Source organism: Pseudomonas sp. UBA4617 (assembly GCF_002386445.1).
Taxonomy (GTDB): Bacteria; Pseudomonadota; Gammaproteobacteria; order Pseudomonadales; family Pseudomonadaceae; genus Aquipseudomonas.
The window spans coordinates 186,313-202,013 of record NZ_DGIR01000014.1 but is presented as its reverse complement, the minus strand read 5'-3'; the positions used below and the strand labels follow the sequence as shown (position 1 = coordinate 202,013).

Here is a 15,701-nt window from a genome sequence, read left to right as displayed (position 1 = left end):
GCTGGTTTGCAGCCCTGTCGCGACACAAGGCCGCCACTACAGGGATTGCATGTGCCTGCAGGGCGGCCTGGTGTCGCGACAGGGCTGCGAAATGCCCCGGGGATGTCACTCGGAACGCTTGATCAACCGCTCGATCCGCGCATCCAGCCGGCGTTTGATCTCGTTCTCGATATGCGGGGTGAAGTCGTTGATCACGTCCTGCATGATCATCTGCGCGGCCGCACGCAGCTCGCTTTCGAGGTGCAGCAGGGTGTCCTGGCGGCGGGTCTGCGGGTCGTCCGCGGCCTCGGGTTGGACCGCTTCGGCTACCGCTGCGGTGTCGTCGGGTGCGGCTTCCAGCAGCAGGGGGATCTGCTCGACTGTCTCGGTCAGCAGTGGCGGTTGCAGGTCGGCGTCGCCAAGCAGCTGGCGGATCGACTCGAGGTCATCGAGCAGATGGGCGGAATCGGGTAGCGGGGAGGGTTTGTCCATCGTCGTCAAAGTCGCTGTAAGCGGTGGTCTTGCAGAGCATAGCCCTGTTCGCGGTAGAAACGGAATCGCTCACGTGCCGATTGGCGGACGCCAGGTTCCTCGACGACGATCTCGGCCACCCGCTCGAACTGGCCGACGAAACCCGGTACACCGGTGCCCAGGTTGATCAGCAGGTCGCGATGGTCGCCGGCGTCGTCGGCCAGGCCCAGGGCCACGCGCGCGTCGGCGTGCAGCTCTGCCATGTCGTGGGGCACGAAGGCCTCGCCCTTGAAGCGCCACAAACGTTGGTCCAGCTGGTCACGCTGGTCGGCATCCTGGCAATGCAGGTAGACCCGGTGGCCAAGGCGCCAGGCCTTTTCACACAGCTTGCAGGCGAAATCCAGCCGCGCCGGCAGCGAATCGGTGGGCAGGATGTAGAAGTCGACTTTGCTCATGGTGGTATCGCCGGCCGATGGCGCGCAAGGCGCCATCGGCTGCCCGGCGTCAGGCGCCAGCGCGGTCCAGCAGGTACTGGGTCAGCAGCGGTACCGGGCGGCCGGTCGCGCCCTTGTCCTTGCCACCGCTGACCCAGGCAGTACCAGCGATGTCCAGGTGCGCCCAGTCGTAGGCCTTGGCGAAGCGCGACAGGAAGCAACCGGCGGTGATGGTGCCAGCTTTCGGCCCGCCGATGTTGCCCATGTCGGCGAACGGACTGTCCAGCTGCTCCTGGTACTCGTCGAACAGCGGCAACTGCCAGGCACGGTCGTCGGCCCGCTTGCCGGCGTCGAGCAACTGACCGACCAGGTCATCGTTGTTGCCCATCAGGCCGGAGGTGTGGCTACCCAGGGCAACGATGCAAGCGCCGGTGAGGGTGGCGATGTCGATCACCGCCTGTGGCTTGAAACGTTCGGCGTAGGTCAGGGTGTCGCACAGCACCAGGCGGCCTTCGGCGTCGGTGTTGAGGATTTCCACAGTCTGGCCGCTCATGGTGGTGACGATGTCACCCGGACGGGTGGCGCCGCCGCTGGGCATGTTCTCGGCGCAGGCCAGCAGGCACACCAGGTTGATCGACAGCTGCAGTTCGAGCACCGCACGCAGGGTGCCGAGCACGCTGGCGGCGCCGCACATGTCGTACTTCATTTCGTCCATGCCGGCACCGGGCTTGAGGCTGATGCCGCCGGTGTCGAAGGTGATGCCCTTGCCCACCAGCACGAACGGCTTGTCGGCCTTCCTGCCGCCCTGGTAGTTGAGGACGATCAGGCGAGGTGGCTGCTCGCTGCCCTGGCCGACGGCGTAGAACGCGCCCATGCCCAGGTCCTTGATCTTCTTCTCGTCCAGTACTTCGACCTTCAGCGCCTTGTGCGCCTTGCCCAGGTCCTTGGCCTGTTCGGCGAGGAAGCTTGGGTGGCACAGGTTCGGCGGCAGGTTGCCGAGGTCGCGGGTGAAGGCCATGCCGGTGGCGATGGCGCTGGCGTGCCTGACTGCGCGTTCGACGTCGGCCTGGCCGGCCTTGTCGGCGAGCAGGGTGACCTTTTTCAGGGCGCGCGGCTCGGCCTTCTGGCTCTTGAAGCGGTCGAACGCGTACTCGCCGTCGAGCAGGGTTTCAGCCAGCAGGCGGTACTTGCCGTAGTGGGCATCGCGGTTGCTGACTGCAATGTCATCCAGGGCCAGCACCGCATCGCTGCCGTTCAGGCCCTTGAGCACACCGGCGACGCTGCTGACCAGTTTGCGCCAGGCACGGTCGCCCAGGGCTTCGTCCTTGCCGCTGCCGACCAGCAGCACGCGTTCGGCCTTCAGGCCGGGGAGGGTCTGCAGCAGCAGGGTCTGGCCCGGCTTGCCGGCCAGGTCGCCACGCTTGAGCACGGCACTGATGGCACCTTCGCTGGCCTGGTCGATGGCCTTGGCCACGGCGCCGAGCTTGCGGTTTTCACCCACCGGAATGACCAGGGTTGCGGTTTTTACGGATGCAGCAGCTACGCTTTTTACAACCAGTTCCATGTCAGGATCCCCGAATGATCGATACGGTTGGCGCTGTGTGTTCCAGCGCTCTGGACGGGCCTGGCTGCGTCATCGCGCGCCAGCGGAAAAGCTGCCAGTTTGAGCCTGCGGCGAGTGTGCTGACAACCCCGTTGTATGCCTTCATGCGCGGCGAAGTGACAGGGGCGTTCAATCACAGGATAATGCGCGCACTTTACATGGAGGTTCGCCGTTGGCGAACCGGCATCGGTCTTGGATGTACTAAGTCATTGTCTGGCGCCATTGCTTGGCAGTCCGCCCTGACAACCCAGGAGTGTCTGGTTTGATCGTCTTTCGTTATCTGTCCCGCGAGGTCCTGGTGACCTTGAGCGCCGTCAGCGCCGTGCTGCTGGTGATCATCATGAGCGGGCGCTTCATCAAGTACCTGGCCCAGGCTGCCCAGGGCGTGCTCGACCCGAGCGTGCTGTTCCTGATCATGGGCTTCCGTCTGCCGGGGTTCCTGCAGCTGATTCTGCCTTTGGGCCTGTTCCTCGGCATTCTTCTGGCGTACGGGCGCCTGTATCTGGAAAGCGAGATGACCGTGCTCTCGGCCACGGGCATGAGCCAGCAGCGCCTGCTTGGCCTGACCATGGCACCGGCCGCCCTGGTCGCCCTGCTGGTGGCCTGGCTGAGCCTGAGCCTGGCGCCACTGGGTGTCGCCCAGGTGCAGCAGATCATCAGCCAGCAGGATGCCCTGACCGAATTCGATACCCTGGTGCCGGGCCGCTTCCAGACCCTGCGCGACGGCTCGCGGGTGACCTACACCGAAGAGCTGTCTGACGACCGTATCAACCTGGCCGGGGTGTTCATCTCCGAGAAGCGCTTCAACCAGGACAAGACCAAGGACCGCGCGCCGTCGGTGCTGGTCGCGGAAAGGGGCCACCAGGAAATCCAGGCCGACGGCAACCGTTACCTGGTGCTGGAAAACGGTTACCGTTACGACGGCAACCCGGGTCAGGCCGACTACCGCGCCATCAAGTACGATACCTACGGCGTGCTGCTGCCCAAACCGGAAGTCAGCGAGGAAGTGACCGAGCGCGAAGCCATTCCTACCTCCGAACTGATCGGCAAGAAGGGCCTGCGTGAGCGTGCCGAGCTGCAATGGCGGTTGTCGCTGCCCATCCTGGTGTTCGTCGTCACTCTGCTGGCGGTACCGTTGTCCCGGGTCAACCCGCGCCAGGGTCGCTTCCTCAAGCTGCTGCCGGCAATTCTTCTGTACATGGCCTATCTGACAATGCTGATTTCCGTACGCGGCGCCCTCGAGAAGGGCAAACTGCCAATCGCCCTGGGCATGTGGTGGGTCCACGGCCTGTTCCTGCTGATCGGCCTGGGCCTGATGTACTGGGAGCCGCTGCGCCTCAAGCGCGCCGCCCGCCGTGCGGGGGTGGCCCATGGCTAAGCTCGACCGTTACATCGGCCAGAACGTGCTGCTGGCCATTCTTGCCGTGTTGGGGATCATCCTTGGCCTGGCCTCGCTGTTTGCCTTCATCGATGAGATGAGTGACCTGAGCGATACCTACACGGTGATGGAGGCAGGCAATTTCGTCCTGCTGACCGCGCCACGGCGTCTGTACGAGATGTTGCCGATGGCGGCCCTGATCGGCTGCCTGATCGGCCTGGGCAGCCTGGCCAGCAGCAGCGAACTGACCATCATGCGTGCGGCCGGGGTGTCCATCGGGCGCATCGTCTGGGCAGTGATGAAGCCGATGCTGGTACTGATGCTGGTCGGCCTGCTGATCGGTGAATACGTGGCACCGGTAACCGAGAACAAGGCCCAGGCCGACCGTTCGCTGGCCCAGGGTGGCGGTGAGGCACAAAGCTCCAAGCGTGGCATGTGGCACCGCCAGGGTGAGGAGTACGTGCACATCAACGCTGTGCAGCCCAACGGCCTGCTGCTGGGGGTGACCCGCTACCGCTTCGACAGCGAGCGCAAGATCGTCACTTCGAGTTTCGCCCGCCGTGCCCAGTACCAGGACGACCACTGGCTGCTGGCCGACGTGCGTACCACGTTCTTCCGTGGCGACCACACCGAAGTGGTGAACACACCGCAGGAGCGCTGGGACGTTTCGCTCACCCCGCAGTTGCTCAATACCGTGATCCTGGCGCCGGAGTCGCTGTCGATTACCGGCTTGTGGGATTACATCCACTACCTGTCCGACCAGGGCTTGAACAACGCCCGTTACTGGTTGGCGTTCTGGACCAAGGTACTGCAACCGATGGTGACCGCGGCGCTGGTGCTGATGGCGATCTCCTTCATCTTCGGCCCGCTGCGTTCGGTGACCCTTGGCCAGAGGGTGTTCACCGGTGTGCTGGTGGGCTTCGTGTTCCGCATCGCCCAGGACCTGCTGGGGCCATCGAGCCAGGTGTTCGGCTTCCCGCCGCTGTTGGCTGTGGTGATTCCGGCTGGCATCTGTGCGTTGGCAGGGATGTGGTTGTTGCGCCGGGCCGGTTGATGGTTGCAGTTGCACAAGAAAGCCGACCTCAGGGTCGGCTTTTTGATGGGCGTTTACCTGGACTGCTTCTGCTTCGGCACCCGCACCAGCTGGCTTTCTGAATAGATGTCATGCCAGCCGCGCTTACGCTTGTCGATCAATGCCCAGAAAAAACCCAGCCCCAGGCACAGCCACGAGGCGATCGACACCACGAAGCGCAACAGCGCCTGCCACAGGCTGATGGCGGTGCCGTCGGCATTCTGCACCCGCACCCCCCACACCTGCATGCCCAGCGTCTGCCCGCCGTGGGTCCAGAACTTGGCAAAAAAGCCGAACAGGGCAAACAGCAGTACCGTCGACAGCAGCGGGTCGCCATCCAGTGCGCCGGCCTCGGTCAGCTCGCGCATGCGTGCTTCGCCGATGATCGCCATCTGGATCATCTTGTAGGCACCAGCGGTCACGATCAGCAGCGCCGTGCACAACAGAAAGTCGTAGAACATTGCTGCCAGGCGTCGGCCCATGCCGACTGGCGGAAAATCCCCATGGGGGACGAGCAGAGGCTTGGACATGCAAGGCGGCTCCAGAAAACGAAGCGGCTATTCTACGGGCAAAAAAAAGCCCCTGCACTTGGCAGGGGCTTTTTTCGAAGTCGGGTTCGGCTTAGCCGGCAACCTGAACCTTGTCAGCTTGCATGCCTTTCTGGCCCTGAACTGCTTCGAAGGTTACTTTCTGGCCTTCTTTCAGGCTCTTGAAGCCGTTGCCTTCGATAGCGCGGAAGTGCACGAACAGATCCGGACCGCTTTCTGGGGTGATGAAGCCGTAACCTTTTTCGTCATTGAACCACTTGACGGTACCGTTCTGACGCTCAGCCATTGTCTTATTTCCTATGAAGCTTGAATTTTGATGACAGTTTCTTTTGCAATAAATTGGCAGCAAAAGATTACTGGGCTGGGTTGCAGGAAAGTAAGAGACGTCAAACGGGTTGTAGCAGATTGCGGCTACTGGCCCAGGTCACGAACTGTTGCGACCCATGCAAACACAGTGCAGTGACTCTACGCCAACTCCCGAGCGAAAAACAAGCCCTTGGTCGTATGGAAAATCGACCGTCTGCCGTTAACCGACCGGTTTGTCGGAAACGGCATGGCGCCTGGCCTGGCGCCATGTTCAAAAGTTATTGAGCAGGTTCGAAAACGAATAAGTCGAACCTGCCCGCACGCTTCACAAAGCTGTTTCAACCCCGATAGTAACGTTGCGTCACGAAAGGCATTTTGCTGACTTTAAGGGCCACCTTCTTGCCACGCACCACGGCAAACAGCGCTGTGTCGATTGCTGCATGTTCACTCTCGATATAACCCATCGCCACAGGTGCGTTGAGCGAGGGGCCAAAACCACCACTGCAGACTTTACCGACCGGTTTGTCGTTGGCATCGACAATATCCGCGCCTTCGCGTACCGGCGTACGCTCCTGCGGCAACAGGCCTACGCGTTTGCGCGCCACGCCGTCGCGCTGTTGGGCAAAGATGGCCTCGGCGCCGGGAAAGCCGCCGGCTCGCGCGCCATCGGCACGGCGTACCTTGGAGATGGCCCACAGCAGGCTGGCTTCGACCGGGGTGGTTTCGCTGTTCATGTCGTGGCCGTACAGGCACAAGCCAGCTTCCAGGCGCAACGAGTCGCGCGCGCCGAGGCCGATCGGCTGCACTTCCGGCTCGGCCAGCAGGCGGCGGGCCAAGGCTTCGGCGGCCTGTACCGGTACCGAAATCTCGTAGCCGTCTTCGCCGGTGTAACCCGAGCGGCTGACGTAGCAGTCTTCACCCAGCAGTTTCACCGGGCGGAATTGCATGAAGGTCATGCTCGCCACTTCCGGGGCCAGGCGCGCCAGCACCTCGACTGCCGCCGGGCCTTGCAGGGCCAGCAGGGCGCGCTGCTCGAACAGCGCTTGCACCTCGCAGCGGCTGCCGATATGCGCTTGCAGGTGGGCCAGGTCCTGGTCCTTGCAGGCCGCATTGACGACCAGGAACAGCGTGTCGTCGCCCAGGTTGGCAACCATCAGGTCGTCGAGGATGCCGCCTTGCTCATTGGTGAACATGGCATAGCGCTGCACGCCCACCGGCAGGTCGATGATGTCGACCGGCACCAGGCTTTCCAGGGCCTTGGCGGCGTCGCTGCCGCGCAGGGTGATCTGGCCCATGTGCGAGACATCGAACAGGCCGGCCTGCTCGCGGGTGTGCAGGTGTTCCTTGAGCACGCCCAGCGGGTACTGCACCGGCATGTCGTAGCCGGCGAACGGCACCATGCGCGCACCCAGTTCCAGGTGCAGGGCGTGCAGCGGGGTCTTGAGCAGTGTTTCGGACATCGGTGACTCCTTGTTGTAGTTGTCGGGTCAACATTCGATGATGTTGACGGCCAGGCCGCCACGGGCGGTCTCTTTGTATTTGCTTTTCATGTCGGCGCCGGTCTGGCGCATGGTGCGGATCACCTTGTCGAGCGACACGTAATGCTGCCCGTCGCCGCGCAGGGCCATGCGCACCGCGTTGATTGCCTTCACCGAGCCCATCGCATTGCGTTCGATGCACGGCACCTGGACCAGCCCGCCAATCGGGTCGCAGGTCAGGCCCAGGTTGTGTTCCATGCCGATTTCGGCGGCGTTTTCCACCTGTTGCACACTGCCGCCCATCACTTCGCACAGCGCCCCGGCGGCCATCGAGCAGGCCACGCCGACCTCGCCCTGGCAACCCACTTCGGCGCCGGAGATGGAGGCGTTTTCCTTGTACAGGATGCCGATGGCCGCAGCGGTGAGCAGGAAGCGCACCACGCCGTCTTCGCTGGCGCCAGGCACAAAGCGCATGTAGTAGTGCAGCACCGCCGGCACGATGCCTGCCGCGCCATTGGTAGGCGCGGTGACCACGCGGCCGCCGTTGGCGTTTTCCTCGTTCACGGCCAGGGCGTAGAGGTTGACCCAGTCGAGTACTGACAGGGCATCGCGCAGGCTGGCTTCCGGATGGCTGCTCAGTTGCCGGTACAGCGCCGGTGCCCGGCGCTTGACCTTCAGCCCGCCCGGGAGGATGCCTTCATGCCGGCAGCCGGCGTCAACGCAACCCTGCATCACCTGCCAGATGCGCAACAGGCCGGCACGGGTTTCTGCCTCCGGGCGCCAGGCTGCCTCGTTGGCCAGCATCACCTGGCTTATCGACAGGTTTTGCGCAGTGCAATGGCCGAGCAGCTCCCTGGCGGTCTTGAACGGGTAGGGCAGTGGCGTACTGTCTTCGACGATGCGGTCGTGGCCGGCAGCATCCTCGTCGACCACGAAACCACCGCCCACCGAGTAGTACTCGCGGCTGCGGATCTGCAGGCCGGCCTCGTCGAAGGCGCGGAAGATCATGCCGTTGGGGTGGTAGTCCAGTGGTTTGCGGATCATCGCCAGGTGCTGCTTTTCGATGAACGCAATGCTGTGCTCGCCGAGCAGGCTGATGTGGCCGCTGTCGCGGATCGCCTGCAGGCGGGCGGGGATGGTGTCGGTATCGACGCTGTCGGGATGTTCGCCTTCAAGGCCCAGCAGCACGGCCTTGTCGCTGCCGTGGCCCTTGCCGGTGGCGCCGAGCGAGCCATACAGCTCGGCCTTGACGCTGGCGGTACGGGCAAGCAGGCCATCACGGCGCAGCCCCTCGGCGAACCGCGCAGCGGCGCGCATCGGGCCGACCGTGTGGGAGCTGGAGGGGCCGATGCCGATCTTGAACAGGTCAAAGACGCTGAGTGACATGCTGGTTCCTCCTGAAGATGCCGGGGCCGCTTTGCGGCCCTATCGCGACACGAGGCCGCACCTACAGGGCCAGCGACCGCCCTTGCAGCAGCGGCCTGGTGTCGCGAAAGGGCTGCGCAGCAGCCCCAGCGTTGCTACAAGCCGCCTCAGGCGTCCTGATAGCTCTCGATCGACGGGCAGGCGCAGACCAGGTTGCGGTCGCCGAACACGTTGTCGACCCGGCCGACCGGCGGCCAGTATTTGCCTTCCACCAGGCTCGGCAGCGGGTACACCGCCTGCTCGCGGCTGTAGCCGTGGGCCCATTCGCCAACCAGCTCGGCCGCTGTATGTGGCGCGTTCTTCAGCGGGTTGTCGTCCTTGTCCAGGCTACCATTCTCGACCGCGCGGATTTCTTCGCGGATCTGGATCATCGCATCGCAGAAACGGTCCAGTTCTTCCTTGGACTCGCTTTCGGTCGGTTCGATCATCAACGTACCGGCCACCGGGAAGGACATGGTCGGGGCGTGGAAGCCGAAGTCGATCAGGCGCTTGGCCACATCGTCGACGCTGATGCCGCTGGTGTCCTTCAGCGGGCGCAGGTCGAGGATGCACTCGTGGGCCACCAGGCCATTGCCGCCGGTGTATAGAACAGGATAGTGCTCTTCCAGGCGGCGGGCGATGTAGTTGGCGTTGAGGATCGCCATCTGCGAGGCACGCTTGAGGCCGGCTCCGCCCATCATGCGAATGTACATCCAGGTGATCGGCAGGATGCTGGCGCTGCCGAACGGTGCGGCACAAACCGCGCCTGCGGTGTTGTCCAGCTGCGCGTGGCCGGGCAGGAACGGTGCCAGGTGCGACTTGACGCCGATCGGGCCGACGCCTGGGCCACCGCCACCGTGCGGGATGCAGAAGGTCTTGTGCAGGTTCAGGTGGGACACGTCGCCGCCGAACTTGCCCGGGGCGCACAGGCCGACCATGGCGTTCATGTTGGCACCGTCGATGTACACCTGGCCGCCGTTGTCGTGGATGATCGCGCAGATTTCGCCGATCGCTTCCTCGAACACGCCGTGGGTCGACGGGTAGGTGATCATGATTGCGGCGAGGCGCTCGCGGTGTTCGATGGCCTTGGCGCGCAGGTCCTCGACATCGACGTTGCCGCGGGCGTCACAGGCGGTGACCACCACGCGCATACCGGCCATGTGCGCGGTGGCCGGGTTGGTGCCGTGGGCCGACGACGGGATCAGACAGATGTCGCGGTGGCCTTCGCCGCGGCTGCGGTGGTAGGCGCGGATGGCCAGAAGCCCTGCGTACTCGCCCTGGGAGCCGGCGTTGGGCTGCAGCGACACGGCGTCATAACCGGTGGCGGCGCAGAGCATGGCCTCCAGTTCGCTGGTCATCTGCAGGTAGCCCTGGCTCTGCTCGGCTGGGGCGAACGGGTGCAGGTTGCCGAACTCGGCCCAGGTGACCGGGATCATTTCGCTGGCGGCGTTGAGTTTCATGGTGCACGAGCCCAGCGGGATCATGCTGCGGTCCAGCGCCAGGTCCTTGTCGGCCAGGCGGCGCAGGTAACGCATAAGCTCGGTTTCGCTGTGGTAGCGGTTGAACACCGGGTGCTGGAGGATGGCTGACTGGCGCAGCAGCGCGGCAGGCAGCAGCGAGCCGGTGCTGTTGGCCAGGGCGTTGAAGTCTGGCTGGGCCTGGTCGCCGCCGAGCAACTGCCACAGGGCCTCGACATCGGCCTGGCTGCTGGTTTCGTCAAGCGACAGGCCGAGGTGCTCGGCGTCGATCTGGCGCAGGTTGATGCCTTGGGCGCGGGCCTGCTCATGCAGGCGGGCGGTGGCGTTGCCGGTGGCCAGGGTCAGGGTATCGAAGGCGCTGCTGCCGACTACTTGAAGGCCCAGTGCCTTCAGGCCGGCGGCGAGGATTGCGGTCAGCGCATGGGTGCGTTCGGCGATGCGCTTGAGGCCGGCCGGGCCGTGGTACACGGCGAACATGCTGGCGATGTTGGCCAGCAGCACCTGGGCGGTACAGATGTTGCTGGTGGCCTTCTCGCGGCGGATATGCTGTTCGCGGGTCTGCATGGCCAGGCGCAGGGCGGTCTTGCCGAAGCGGTCGATCGACACGCCGACCAGGCGGCCCGGCATGTCGCGCTTGAACGCATCGCGGGTGGCGAAGTAGGCCGCATGCGGGCCGCCGAAGCCCAGTGGCACGCCGAAGCGCTGGGCGCTACCGATGGCCACGTCGGCGTCGAACTCGCCCGGCGGGGTCAGCAGGGTCAGGGCCAGCAGGTCGGCGGCCACGGCGACCAGGGCATTGGCCGCGTGGAAGCGCTGCACCACCTCGCGGTAGTCGAACACTTCACCATTGCTGGCCGGGTATTGCAGCAGGGCGCCGAAGAACGCGCTGACATCACCCAGCTCGCGCTCGTCGCCGACCACGATCTCGATACCCAGCGGCTCGGCACGGGTGCGCAGCACGTCGAGGGTTTGCGGGTGGCAGTGCACCGAGGCGAAGAAGGCATGGCTGGCCTTGTTCTTCGACAGGCGCTTGCAGAAGGTCATGGCCTCGGCTGCGGCGGTGGCTTCGTCGAGCAGCGAGGCGTTGGCGATCGGCAGGCCGGTCAGGTCGCTGATCAGGGTCTGGAAGTTCAGCAGCGCTTCCAGACGGCCTTGGGAGATTTCTGGCTGATAGGGAGTGTAGGCGGTGTACCAGGCCGGGTTTTCCAGCAGGTTGCGCAGGATCGGGGCCGGGGTGTGGGTGTTGTAGTAGCCCTGGCCGATGTAGCTTTTGAACAGCTGGTTCTTGCCGGCAATGGCCTTGAGCGCAGCGAGCGCGTCGGCTTCGCTCTGGCCGTCGTGCGCGCCCAGCACGCTGGTGCCCTTGATGCTGTCGGGGATGACCGCGTCGGTCATGGCTTCCAGCGAGTCGAAGCCGAGGGCGGCCAGCATGGCCTGTTCGTCAGCGGCGCGCGGGCCGATGTGGCGGGCGATGAATTCGTTGGCGGTGCCGAGGTTGATGGTCATGGCGGGGTTCCTCAGGCGTCGTCGTTGGCTTTGATCAGGCGGTCGTAAGCGTCCTGGTCGAGCAGGGCGGAGATGGCGCTGGCATCGGCGGGAATGAAGCGGAAGAACCAGCCTTCACCCAGCGGGTCTTCGTTGACCAGTTCCGGGCTGTCTTCGAGCTGGTTGTTGATCTGCACCACTTCGCCGGTCAGCGGCATGTACACGCCGCTGGCGGCCTTGACCGACTCGACGGTGGAGGCTTCGCTGCCTTTCTCATACTGCTGCAACTCGGGCAGTTGCACGAAAACCACGTCGCCAAGGGCGTTCTGGGCGTAGGCGGTAATGCCCACGGTAACGCTGCCATCGGCTTCGACGCGCAGCCATTCGTGATCTTCAGTGAAACGCAACTCGCTCATGGGGAATCCTCGGGAAGCAGGGCGTTGGGCGCGGTGGCTCCGCGCTCTTGGGTTGGGATTCCCATAGCAATAATGCGGCCAATATCAGAAAATCCTTATTAATCAACGTCTTGGTTGATCTGAATAGCCGATTCGCCATTTGTGTGTAACGAAAGCGCTACAGTAGGTCCGGCATGTAAAAGGGTTTGGGGATCAAACCCTTGCACAGCCGTACCTGTGTGCGGGTGTATCGATATAAGTACGCTGTAATGAAATGAATACATCAGTGGCTGCGCGTGACCAGGTCCTTCAGTGCTGGTTGCTCCAGCAGCCACTGCACGATGGCCTTGCTTCCTTCCGCCCCCGGATGCAGATGGTCGCCCGAGTCGTAGCTACCGTGCAGCCGCCCCGGATGCTGCGGATCACGCACAAGCGCATCGATATCCAGTACGGCGTCAAAACCACTTTCTTCGCGGATCCAGCGATTCAGGCGCTGGCGCAGGCGTTCTTTCTCTGGTTGATGGAACGCAGCGAATGGCGTGCCGGAGAAGGCGCCTTCGAACGGGCTCAGGGTCATGCCCAATAGCCGGACGCCCTGTGCATGGGCCGCCTCGACCAGCCAGGTATAAGCGTTGATCAGGGCTTCATAGCTTGGCAGGCTGGATCCCGGGTCCACCACCGAGTCTGCCCAGCCCAGGTCATTCAATCCAACCTGAATGATCGCCAGGGCAACCCCGGGCTGGAGCAGCACATCGCGCTCGAAACGGCCCAGTACACTGATGCCGAGCCGATCGCGCAGGAGCCGTCCCCCGGATTGCCCGGCATTGATCAAGGCCAGCCCATGCGGGGCCAGGTGCCTGGCCAACAGATCGCTCCAGCACCCATGCGTGTTCTTTTCCAAACCATGGCCATTTACCAGCGAATCACCGATCACTGCCAACGCTTTGCCTTCGCCCTGGACTTCGACGGCATGGACCAGTATTCGCACATTCAAGGGCTGGGCATCGGCCAGCGCGAAGTTATTGTCGGTACGATCGCCAGGCTCGATGCTGCCGGTTTGACGGGGGTCCCAATGAAACGTCCTGACAGGGGTGGCTGCTGGCAGATGGATCGTGACCATCAGGTCCGCAAGGTCGGGGATGGTCAGCTCGAGTGGGTCACTGTGCAGGCGCTGGCCGGCGGCCAGGGTTGTCGATGATCGCCCGGAAAATGTGATCTCGCCCCAGGCGCCGGGATGGCCGTGGGCCTGCAGCGACAACCGGCAGCGACCGAGCATCAACGGGCTATCGCCATACTCGTTGGAGAACACCAGTCGCACGGCTTTGCCACCCCGACTGATGCGCATGGGCTGGCGCACGGTGCAGTGGCCGGTCGCTACCGGGAGCTGGGTTGGAAACGGCAATTCGGCTCCCCAGGCAGGTTGAGCCGGGGCGGTCCAGGTAGACAGCCAGGGAACAGCGCCCGCGCTTGCGCGTGGGTCAGAAACAATGGAGGCAGACACAGAAGAAAATCCCTTTCGCAAAAGCTGGCACTCCGGCCAACGGTGCCGTATGCAACCGTGGCCAGAGGCTAATGCAGATGCAGTCAAAACGCTACTAGCTGGCGTGAAAGGTCACGCGGTCAACGCTGTCAGCACGCCTGCGTCGGCAGCAACGGCGATGGATGCCAGGTATTGCCCATAGCTGGTCTTTTTCAGTGCCGCAGCGCGTGCCAGCAATTGAGCCTGGTTGATCCAGCCATTCTGGAACGCGATCTCCTCCAGGCATGCCACTTTGAGCCCCTGGCGGCTTTCGATAGCCTGGACGAAATTGCCGGCCTCTAGCAACGACTCATGGGTACCTGTGTCGAGCCACGCGAAGCCACGGCCGAGTACATTGACATTCAGCGTGCCCTGTTCCAGGTAGGCATTGTTGATGTCGGTGATTTCAAGTTCGCCGCGGGCCGACGGTTTGACCTGCGCTGCAATCTCCAGGACTTTGTTGTCGTAGAAGTACAGGCCGGTAACCGCGTAGTTGGACTTCGGTACCCGGGGCTTCTCCTCGATGCTGATGGCCTTGCCGTTGTTGTCGAACTCGACGACACCAAAGTGTTGCGGTTCAGCCACGTAATAGCCGAACACGGTCGCGCCATGCTCGCGGCTGGCCGCCTGACGCAAGGTGCTACCGAACTGGCTGCCATAGAATATGTTGTCGCCCAACACCAGGCACACGTTGTCGTCGCCGACGAACTCCTTGCCGATGATGAACGCCTGGGCCAGCCCGTCTGGTGAAGGTTGCTCGGCATAACTGATCTGCACGCCGAACTGGCTACCATCACCCAGCATGCGCTGGAAGCCCGGCAAGTCGTTGGGTGTGGAGATCACCAGTATCTCGTTGATGCCGGCGAGCATCAGTACGGACAGTGGGTAGTAGATCATCGGCTTGTCGTAGATCGGCAACGATTGCTTGGACACTCCCAGGGTTATCGGATGCAAGCGTGTGCCCGATCCACCGGCCAGCAGAATACCTTTGTACTTGGTCTGGTTCATGAAACAGCTCCCTTGAAACATGAGTGAGATGTGAAGAATCAGGCAGCGCTTCCGAGTCGCTCCAGGCGGTAGGCGCCATTGAGCACCCGCTGCCACCAGCCGCGGTTCTCCAGGTACCACTGGACGGTTTTGCGCAGACCGGTCTCGAAGGTTTCCTGTGGCACCCAGCCCAGCTCGTCGGCAATCTTGCCGGCGTCGATTGCATAGCGCTGGTCGTGCCCCGGGCGGTCGCTGACAAACTCGATCAGGTCGCTGTAGGCCTTTACGCCCTCCGGCTTGTCGGGGTGCAGCTCCTCCAGCAGGGCGCAGATGCCGAGTACCACATCCAGGTTGCGTCGCTCGTTATGACCGCCGATGTTGTAGGTCTGGCCGACGACGCCCCGGGTCAGGACGGTATGCAAGGCACGGGCGTGGTCCTCGACGTGCAACCAGTCGCGGACCTGCGCGCCGTTGCCGTATACCGGCAGCGGTTTGCCGTGCAGGGCGTTGAGGATGATGTGCGGAATCAGCTTCTCGGGAAAATGACAGGGGCCGTAGTTGTTCGAGCAATTGGTCACCAACACCGGCAAACCGTAAGTGCGTCCCCAGGCGCGGACCAGGTGGTCGCTGCCAGCCTTGCTCGCCGAGTAGGGCGAGCTGGGCGCGTAGGGAGTGTCCTCGGTGAAGTAGTCGTCGGTGCCTTCCAGGTCACCGAAGACCTCGTCGGTGGATATGTGGTGGAAGCGGAACGCCAGGCGGGCGTCGGGCTCCAGGCCGTTCCAGTAGGCCCGCGTGGCTTCCAGCAGTGTCGCTGTTCCAAGCACGTTGGTTCGCACGAACGCCTCGGGCCCTTCGATGGAGCGATCGACATGCGATTCTGCTGCCAGGTGCATGACAGCCTGGGGCTGGAAGTCACTGAAAATCCGCTGCAGCTGGGCTTTGTCGCAGATGTCGGCCTGGTAGAAGCGATAGCGTTCGGAGCTGGCAATGCTGGCCAATGATTCAAGGTTGCCGGCATAGGTCAGTGCATCGACGTTGGCCACATGGCAATCGGTATGTTCGATCAGGTGACGAACCACGGCGGAGCCGATGAAGCCCGCACCGCCAGTAATCAAGATTTTCACGCAAGCACTCCTGTGATGATTATTACGAATCCGTTCGGCG

General features: G+C 63.4%; 14 protein-coding genes. 2 read left to right on the top strand and 12 right to left on the bottom strand.

Translation table 11 applies throughout. From position 1 onward, the window contains the following. Positions 1–105: 105 nt before the first annotated feature. Genes B4L76_RS05550 through B4L76_RS05540 form a run of 3 tightly spaced genes read right to left on the bottom strand, consistent with a single transcriptional unit; the run spans position 106 to position 2,448 of the window. Positions 106–471: a DNA polymerase III subunit chi gene (locus B4L76_RS05550; RefSeq protein WP_296231071.1), complete on the bottom strand. Its 366-nt coding sequence runs from the start codon at positions 469–471 to the stop codon at positions 106–108. 5 nt (positions 472–476) lie between these two features. Next, the gene (locus tag B4L76_RS05545) at positions 477–905 is read right to left on the bottom strand and encodes a DNA polymerase III subunit chi (RefSeq protein WP_296231070.1); all 429 of its coding nucleotides are present in this window, start codon (positions 903–905) and stop codon (positions 477–479) included. Between the two features lie 49 nt (positions 906–954). Then, entirely contained in the window at positions 955–2,448 is a 1,494-nt protein-coding gene (locus tag B4L76_RS05540) for a leucyl aminopeptidase (RefSeq protein ID WP_296231068.1), read from the bottom strand. 301 nt (positions 2,449–2,749) lie between these two features. Here B4L76_RS05540 and lptF point away from each other — a divergent pair, with 301 nt between their 5' ends. Then, positions 2,750–3,865, top strand: a complete 1,116-nt coding sequence (gene lptF / locus B4L76_RS05535) for an LPS export ABC transporter permease LptF (protein ID WP_296231066.1) — start codon at positions 2,750–2,752, stop codon at positions 3,863–3,865. Next, the gene (lptG, locus tag B4L76_RS05530) at positions 3,858–4,919 is read left to right on the top strand and encodes an LPS export ABC transporter permease LptG (protein WP_296231064.1); all 1,062 of its coding nucleotides are present in this window, start codon (positions 3,858–3,860) and stop codon (positions 4,917–4,919) included. Before lptF ends, lptG begins: the two co-directional genes overlap by 8 nt. Before the next feature lie 53 nt (positions 4,920–4,972). Here the strand turns inward: lptG and B4L76_RS05525 are convergent, their stop codons facing one another. From B4L76_RS05525 to rfbB, 9 genes are all read right to left on the bottom strand, one after another. Next, positions 4,973–5,467, bottom strand: a complete 495-nt coding sequence (locus B4L76_RS05525; protein ID WP_296231063.1) for an RDD family protein — start codon at positions 5,465–5,467, stop codon at positions 4,973–4,975. A 91-nt stretch (positions 5,468–5,558) separates the two neighbouring features. Next, positions 5,559–5,771 (bottom strand): cold-shock protein, encoded by a 213-nt coding sequence (locus tag B4L76_RS05520; RefSeq protein WP_003257941.1) that lies wholly within the window; start codon positions 5,769–5,771, stop codon positions 5,559–5,561. A gap of 358 nt (positions 5,772–6,129) precedes the next feature. Then, entirely contained in the window at positions 6,130–7,251 is a 1,122-nt protein-coding gene (gcvT, locus tag B4L76_RS05515) for a glycine cleavage system aminomethyltransferase GcvT (protein WP_296231061.1), read from the bottom strand. Positions 7,252–7,278: 27 nt separating this feature from the next. Continuing rightward, positions 7,279–8,655: an L-serine ammonia-lyase gene (locus tag B4L76_RS05510; protein WP_296231059.1), complete on the bottom strand. Its 1,377-nt coding sequence runs from the start codon at positions 8,653–8,655 to the stop codon at positions 7,279–7,281. A 146-nt stretch (positions 8,656–8,801) separates the two neighbouring features. Further along, complete coding sequence (gene gcvP, locus B4L76_RS05505; RefSeq protein ID WP_296231058.1) at positions 8,802–11,657, bottom strand: aminomethyl-transferring glycine dehydrogenase; 2,856 nt, start codon at positions 11,655–11,657, stop codon at positions 8,802–8,804. Positions 11,658–11,668: 11 nt separating this feature from the next. Continuing rightward, positions 11,669–12,052 carry a glycine cleavage system protein GcvH gene (gene gcvH / locus B4L76_RS05500; RefSeq protein WP_296231056.1) on the bottom strand — a complete coding sequence of 128 codons (384 nt, stop codon included), beginning with the start codon at positions 12,050–12,052 and terminating at the stop codon, positions 11,669–11,671. 262 nt (positions 12,053–12,314) lie between these two features. Further along, positions 12,315–13,433 carry an SGNH/GDSL hydrolase family protein gene (locus B4L76_RS05495; protein ID WP_296231055.1) on the bottom strand — a complete coding sequence of 373 codons (1,119 nt, stop codon included), beginning with the start codon at positions 13,431–13,433 and terminating at the stop codon, positions 12,315–12,317. Between the two features lie 210 nt (positions 13,434–13,643). Next, the gene (gene rfbA / locus B4L76_RS05490; protein ID WP_296231053.1) at positions 13,644–14,558 is read right to left on the bottom strand and encodes a glucose-1-phosphate thymidylyltransferase RfbA; all 915 of its coding nucleotides are present in this window, start codon (positions 14,556–14,558) and stop codon (positions 13,644–13,646) included. A gap of 38 nt (positions 14,559–14,596) precedes the next feature. Beyond that, positions 14,597–15,661: a dTDP-glucose 4,6-dehydratase gene (gene rfbB, locus B4L76_RS05485; RefSeq protein ID WP_296231051.1), complete on the bottom strand. Its 1,065-nt coding sequence runs from the start codon at positions 15,659–15,661 to the stop codon at positions 14,597–14,599. Between the last annotated feature and the right edge of the window lie 40 nt (positions 15,662–15,701).

Excerpts from the sequence above, each read along its gene's own strand:
- B4L76_RS05550 (WP_296231071.1), bottom strand. The coding sequence starts at position 471 with ATGGACAAACCCTCCCCGCTACCCGATTCCGCCCATCTGCTCGATGAC.
- B4L76_RS05545 (WP_296231070.1), bottom strand. The coding sequence starts at position 905 with ATGAGCAAAGTCGACTTCTACATCCTGCCCACCGATTCGCTGCCGGCG.
- B4L76_RS05540 (WP_296231068.1), bottom strand. The coding sequence starts at position 2,448 with ATGGAACTGGTTGTAAAAAGCGTAGCTGCTGCATCCGTAAAAACCGCA.
- lptG (WP_296231064.1), top strand. The coding sequence starts at position 3,858 with ATGGCTAAGCTCGACCGTTACATCGGCCAGAACGTGCTGCTGGCCATT.
- B4L76_RS05525 (WP_296231063.1), bottom strand. The coding sequence starts at position 5,467 with ATGTCCAAGCCTCTGCTCGTCCCCCATGGGGATTTTCCGCCAGTCGGC.
- B4L76_RS05520 (WP_003257941.1), bottom strand. The coding sequence starts at position 5,771 with ATGGCTGAGCGTCAGAACGGTACCGTCAAGTGGTTCAATGACGAAAAA.
- gcvT (WP_296231061.1), bottom strand. The coding sequence starts at position 7,251 with ATGTCCGAAACACTGCTCAAGACCCCGCTGCACGCCCTGCACCTGGAA.
- B4L76_RS05510 (WP_296231059.1), bottom strand. The coding sequence starts at position 8,655 with ATGTCACTCAGCGTCTTTGACCTGTTCAAGATCGGCATCGGCCCCTCC.
- gcvP (WP_296231058.1), bottom strand. The coding sequence starts at position 11,657 with ATGACCATCAACCTCGGCACCGCCAACGAATTCATCGCCCGCCACATC.
- gcvH (WP_296231056.1), bottom strand. The coding sequence starts at position 12,052 with ATGAGCGAGTTGCGTTTCACTGAAGATCACGAATGGCTGCGCGTCGAA.
- rfbA (WP_296231053.1), bottom strand. The coding sequence starts at position 14,558 with ATGAACCAGACCAAGTACAAAGGTATTCTGCTGGCCGGTGGATCGGGC.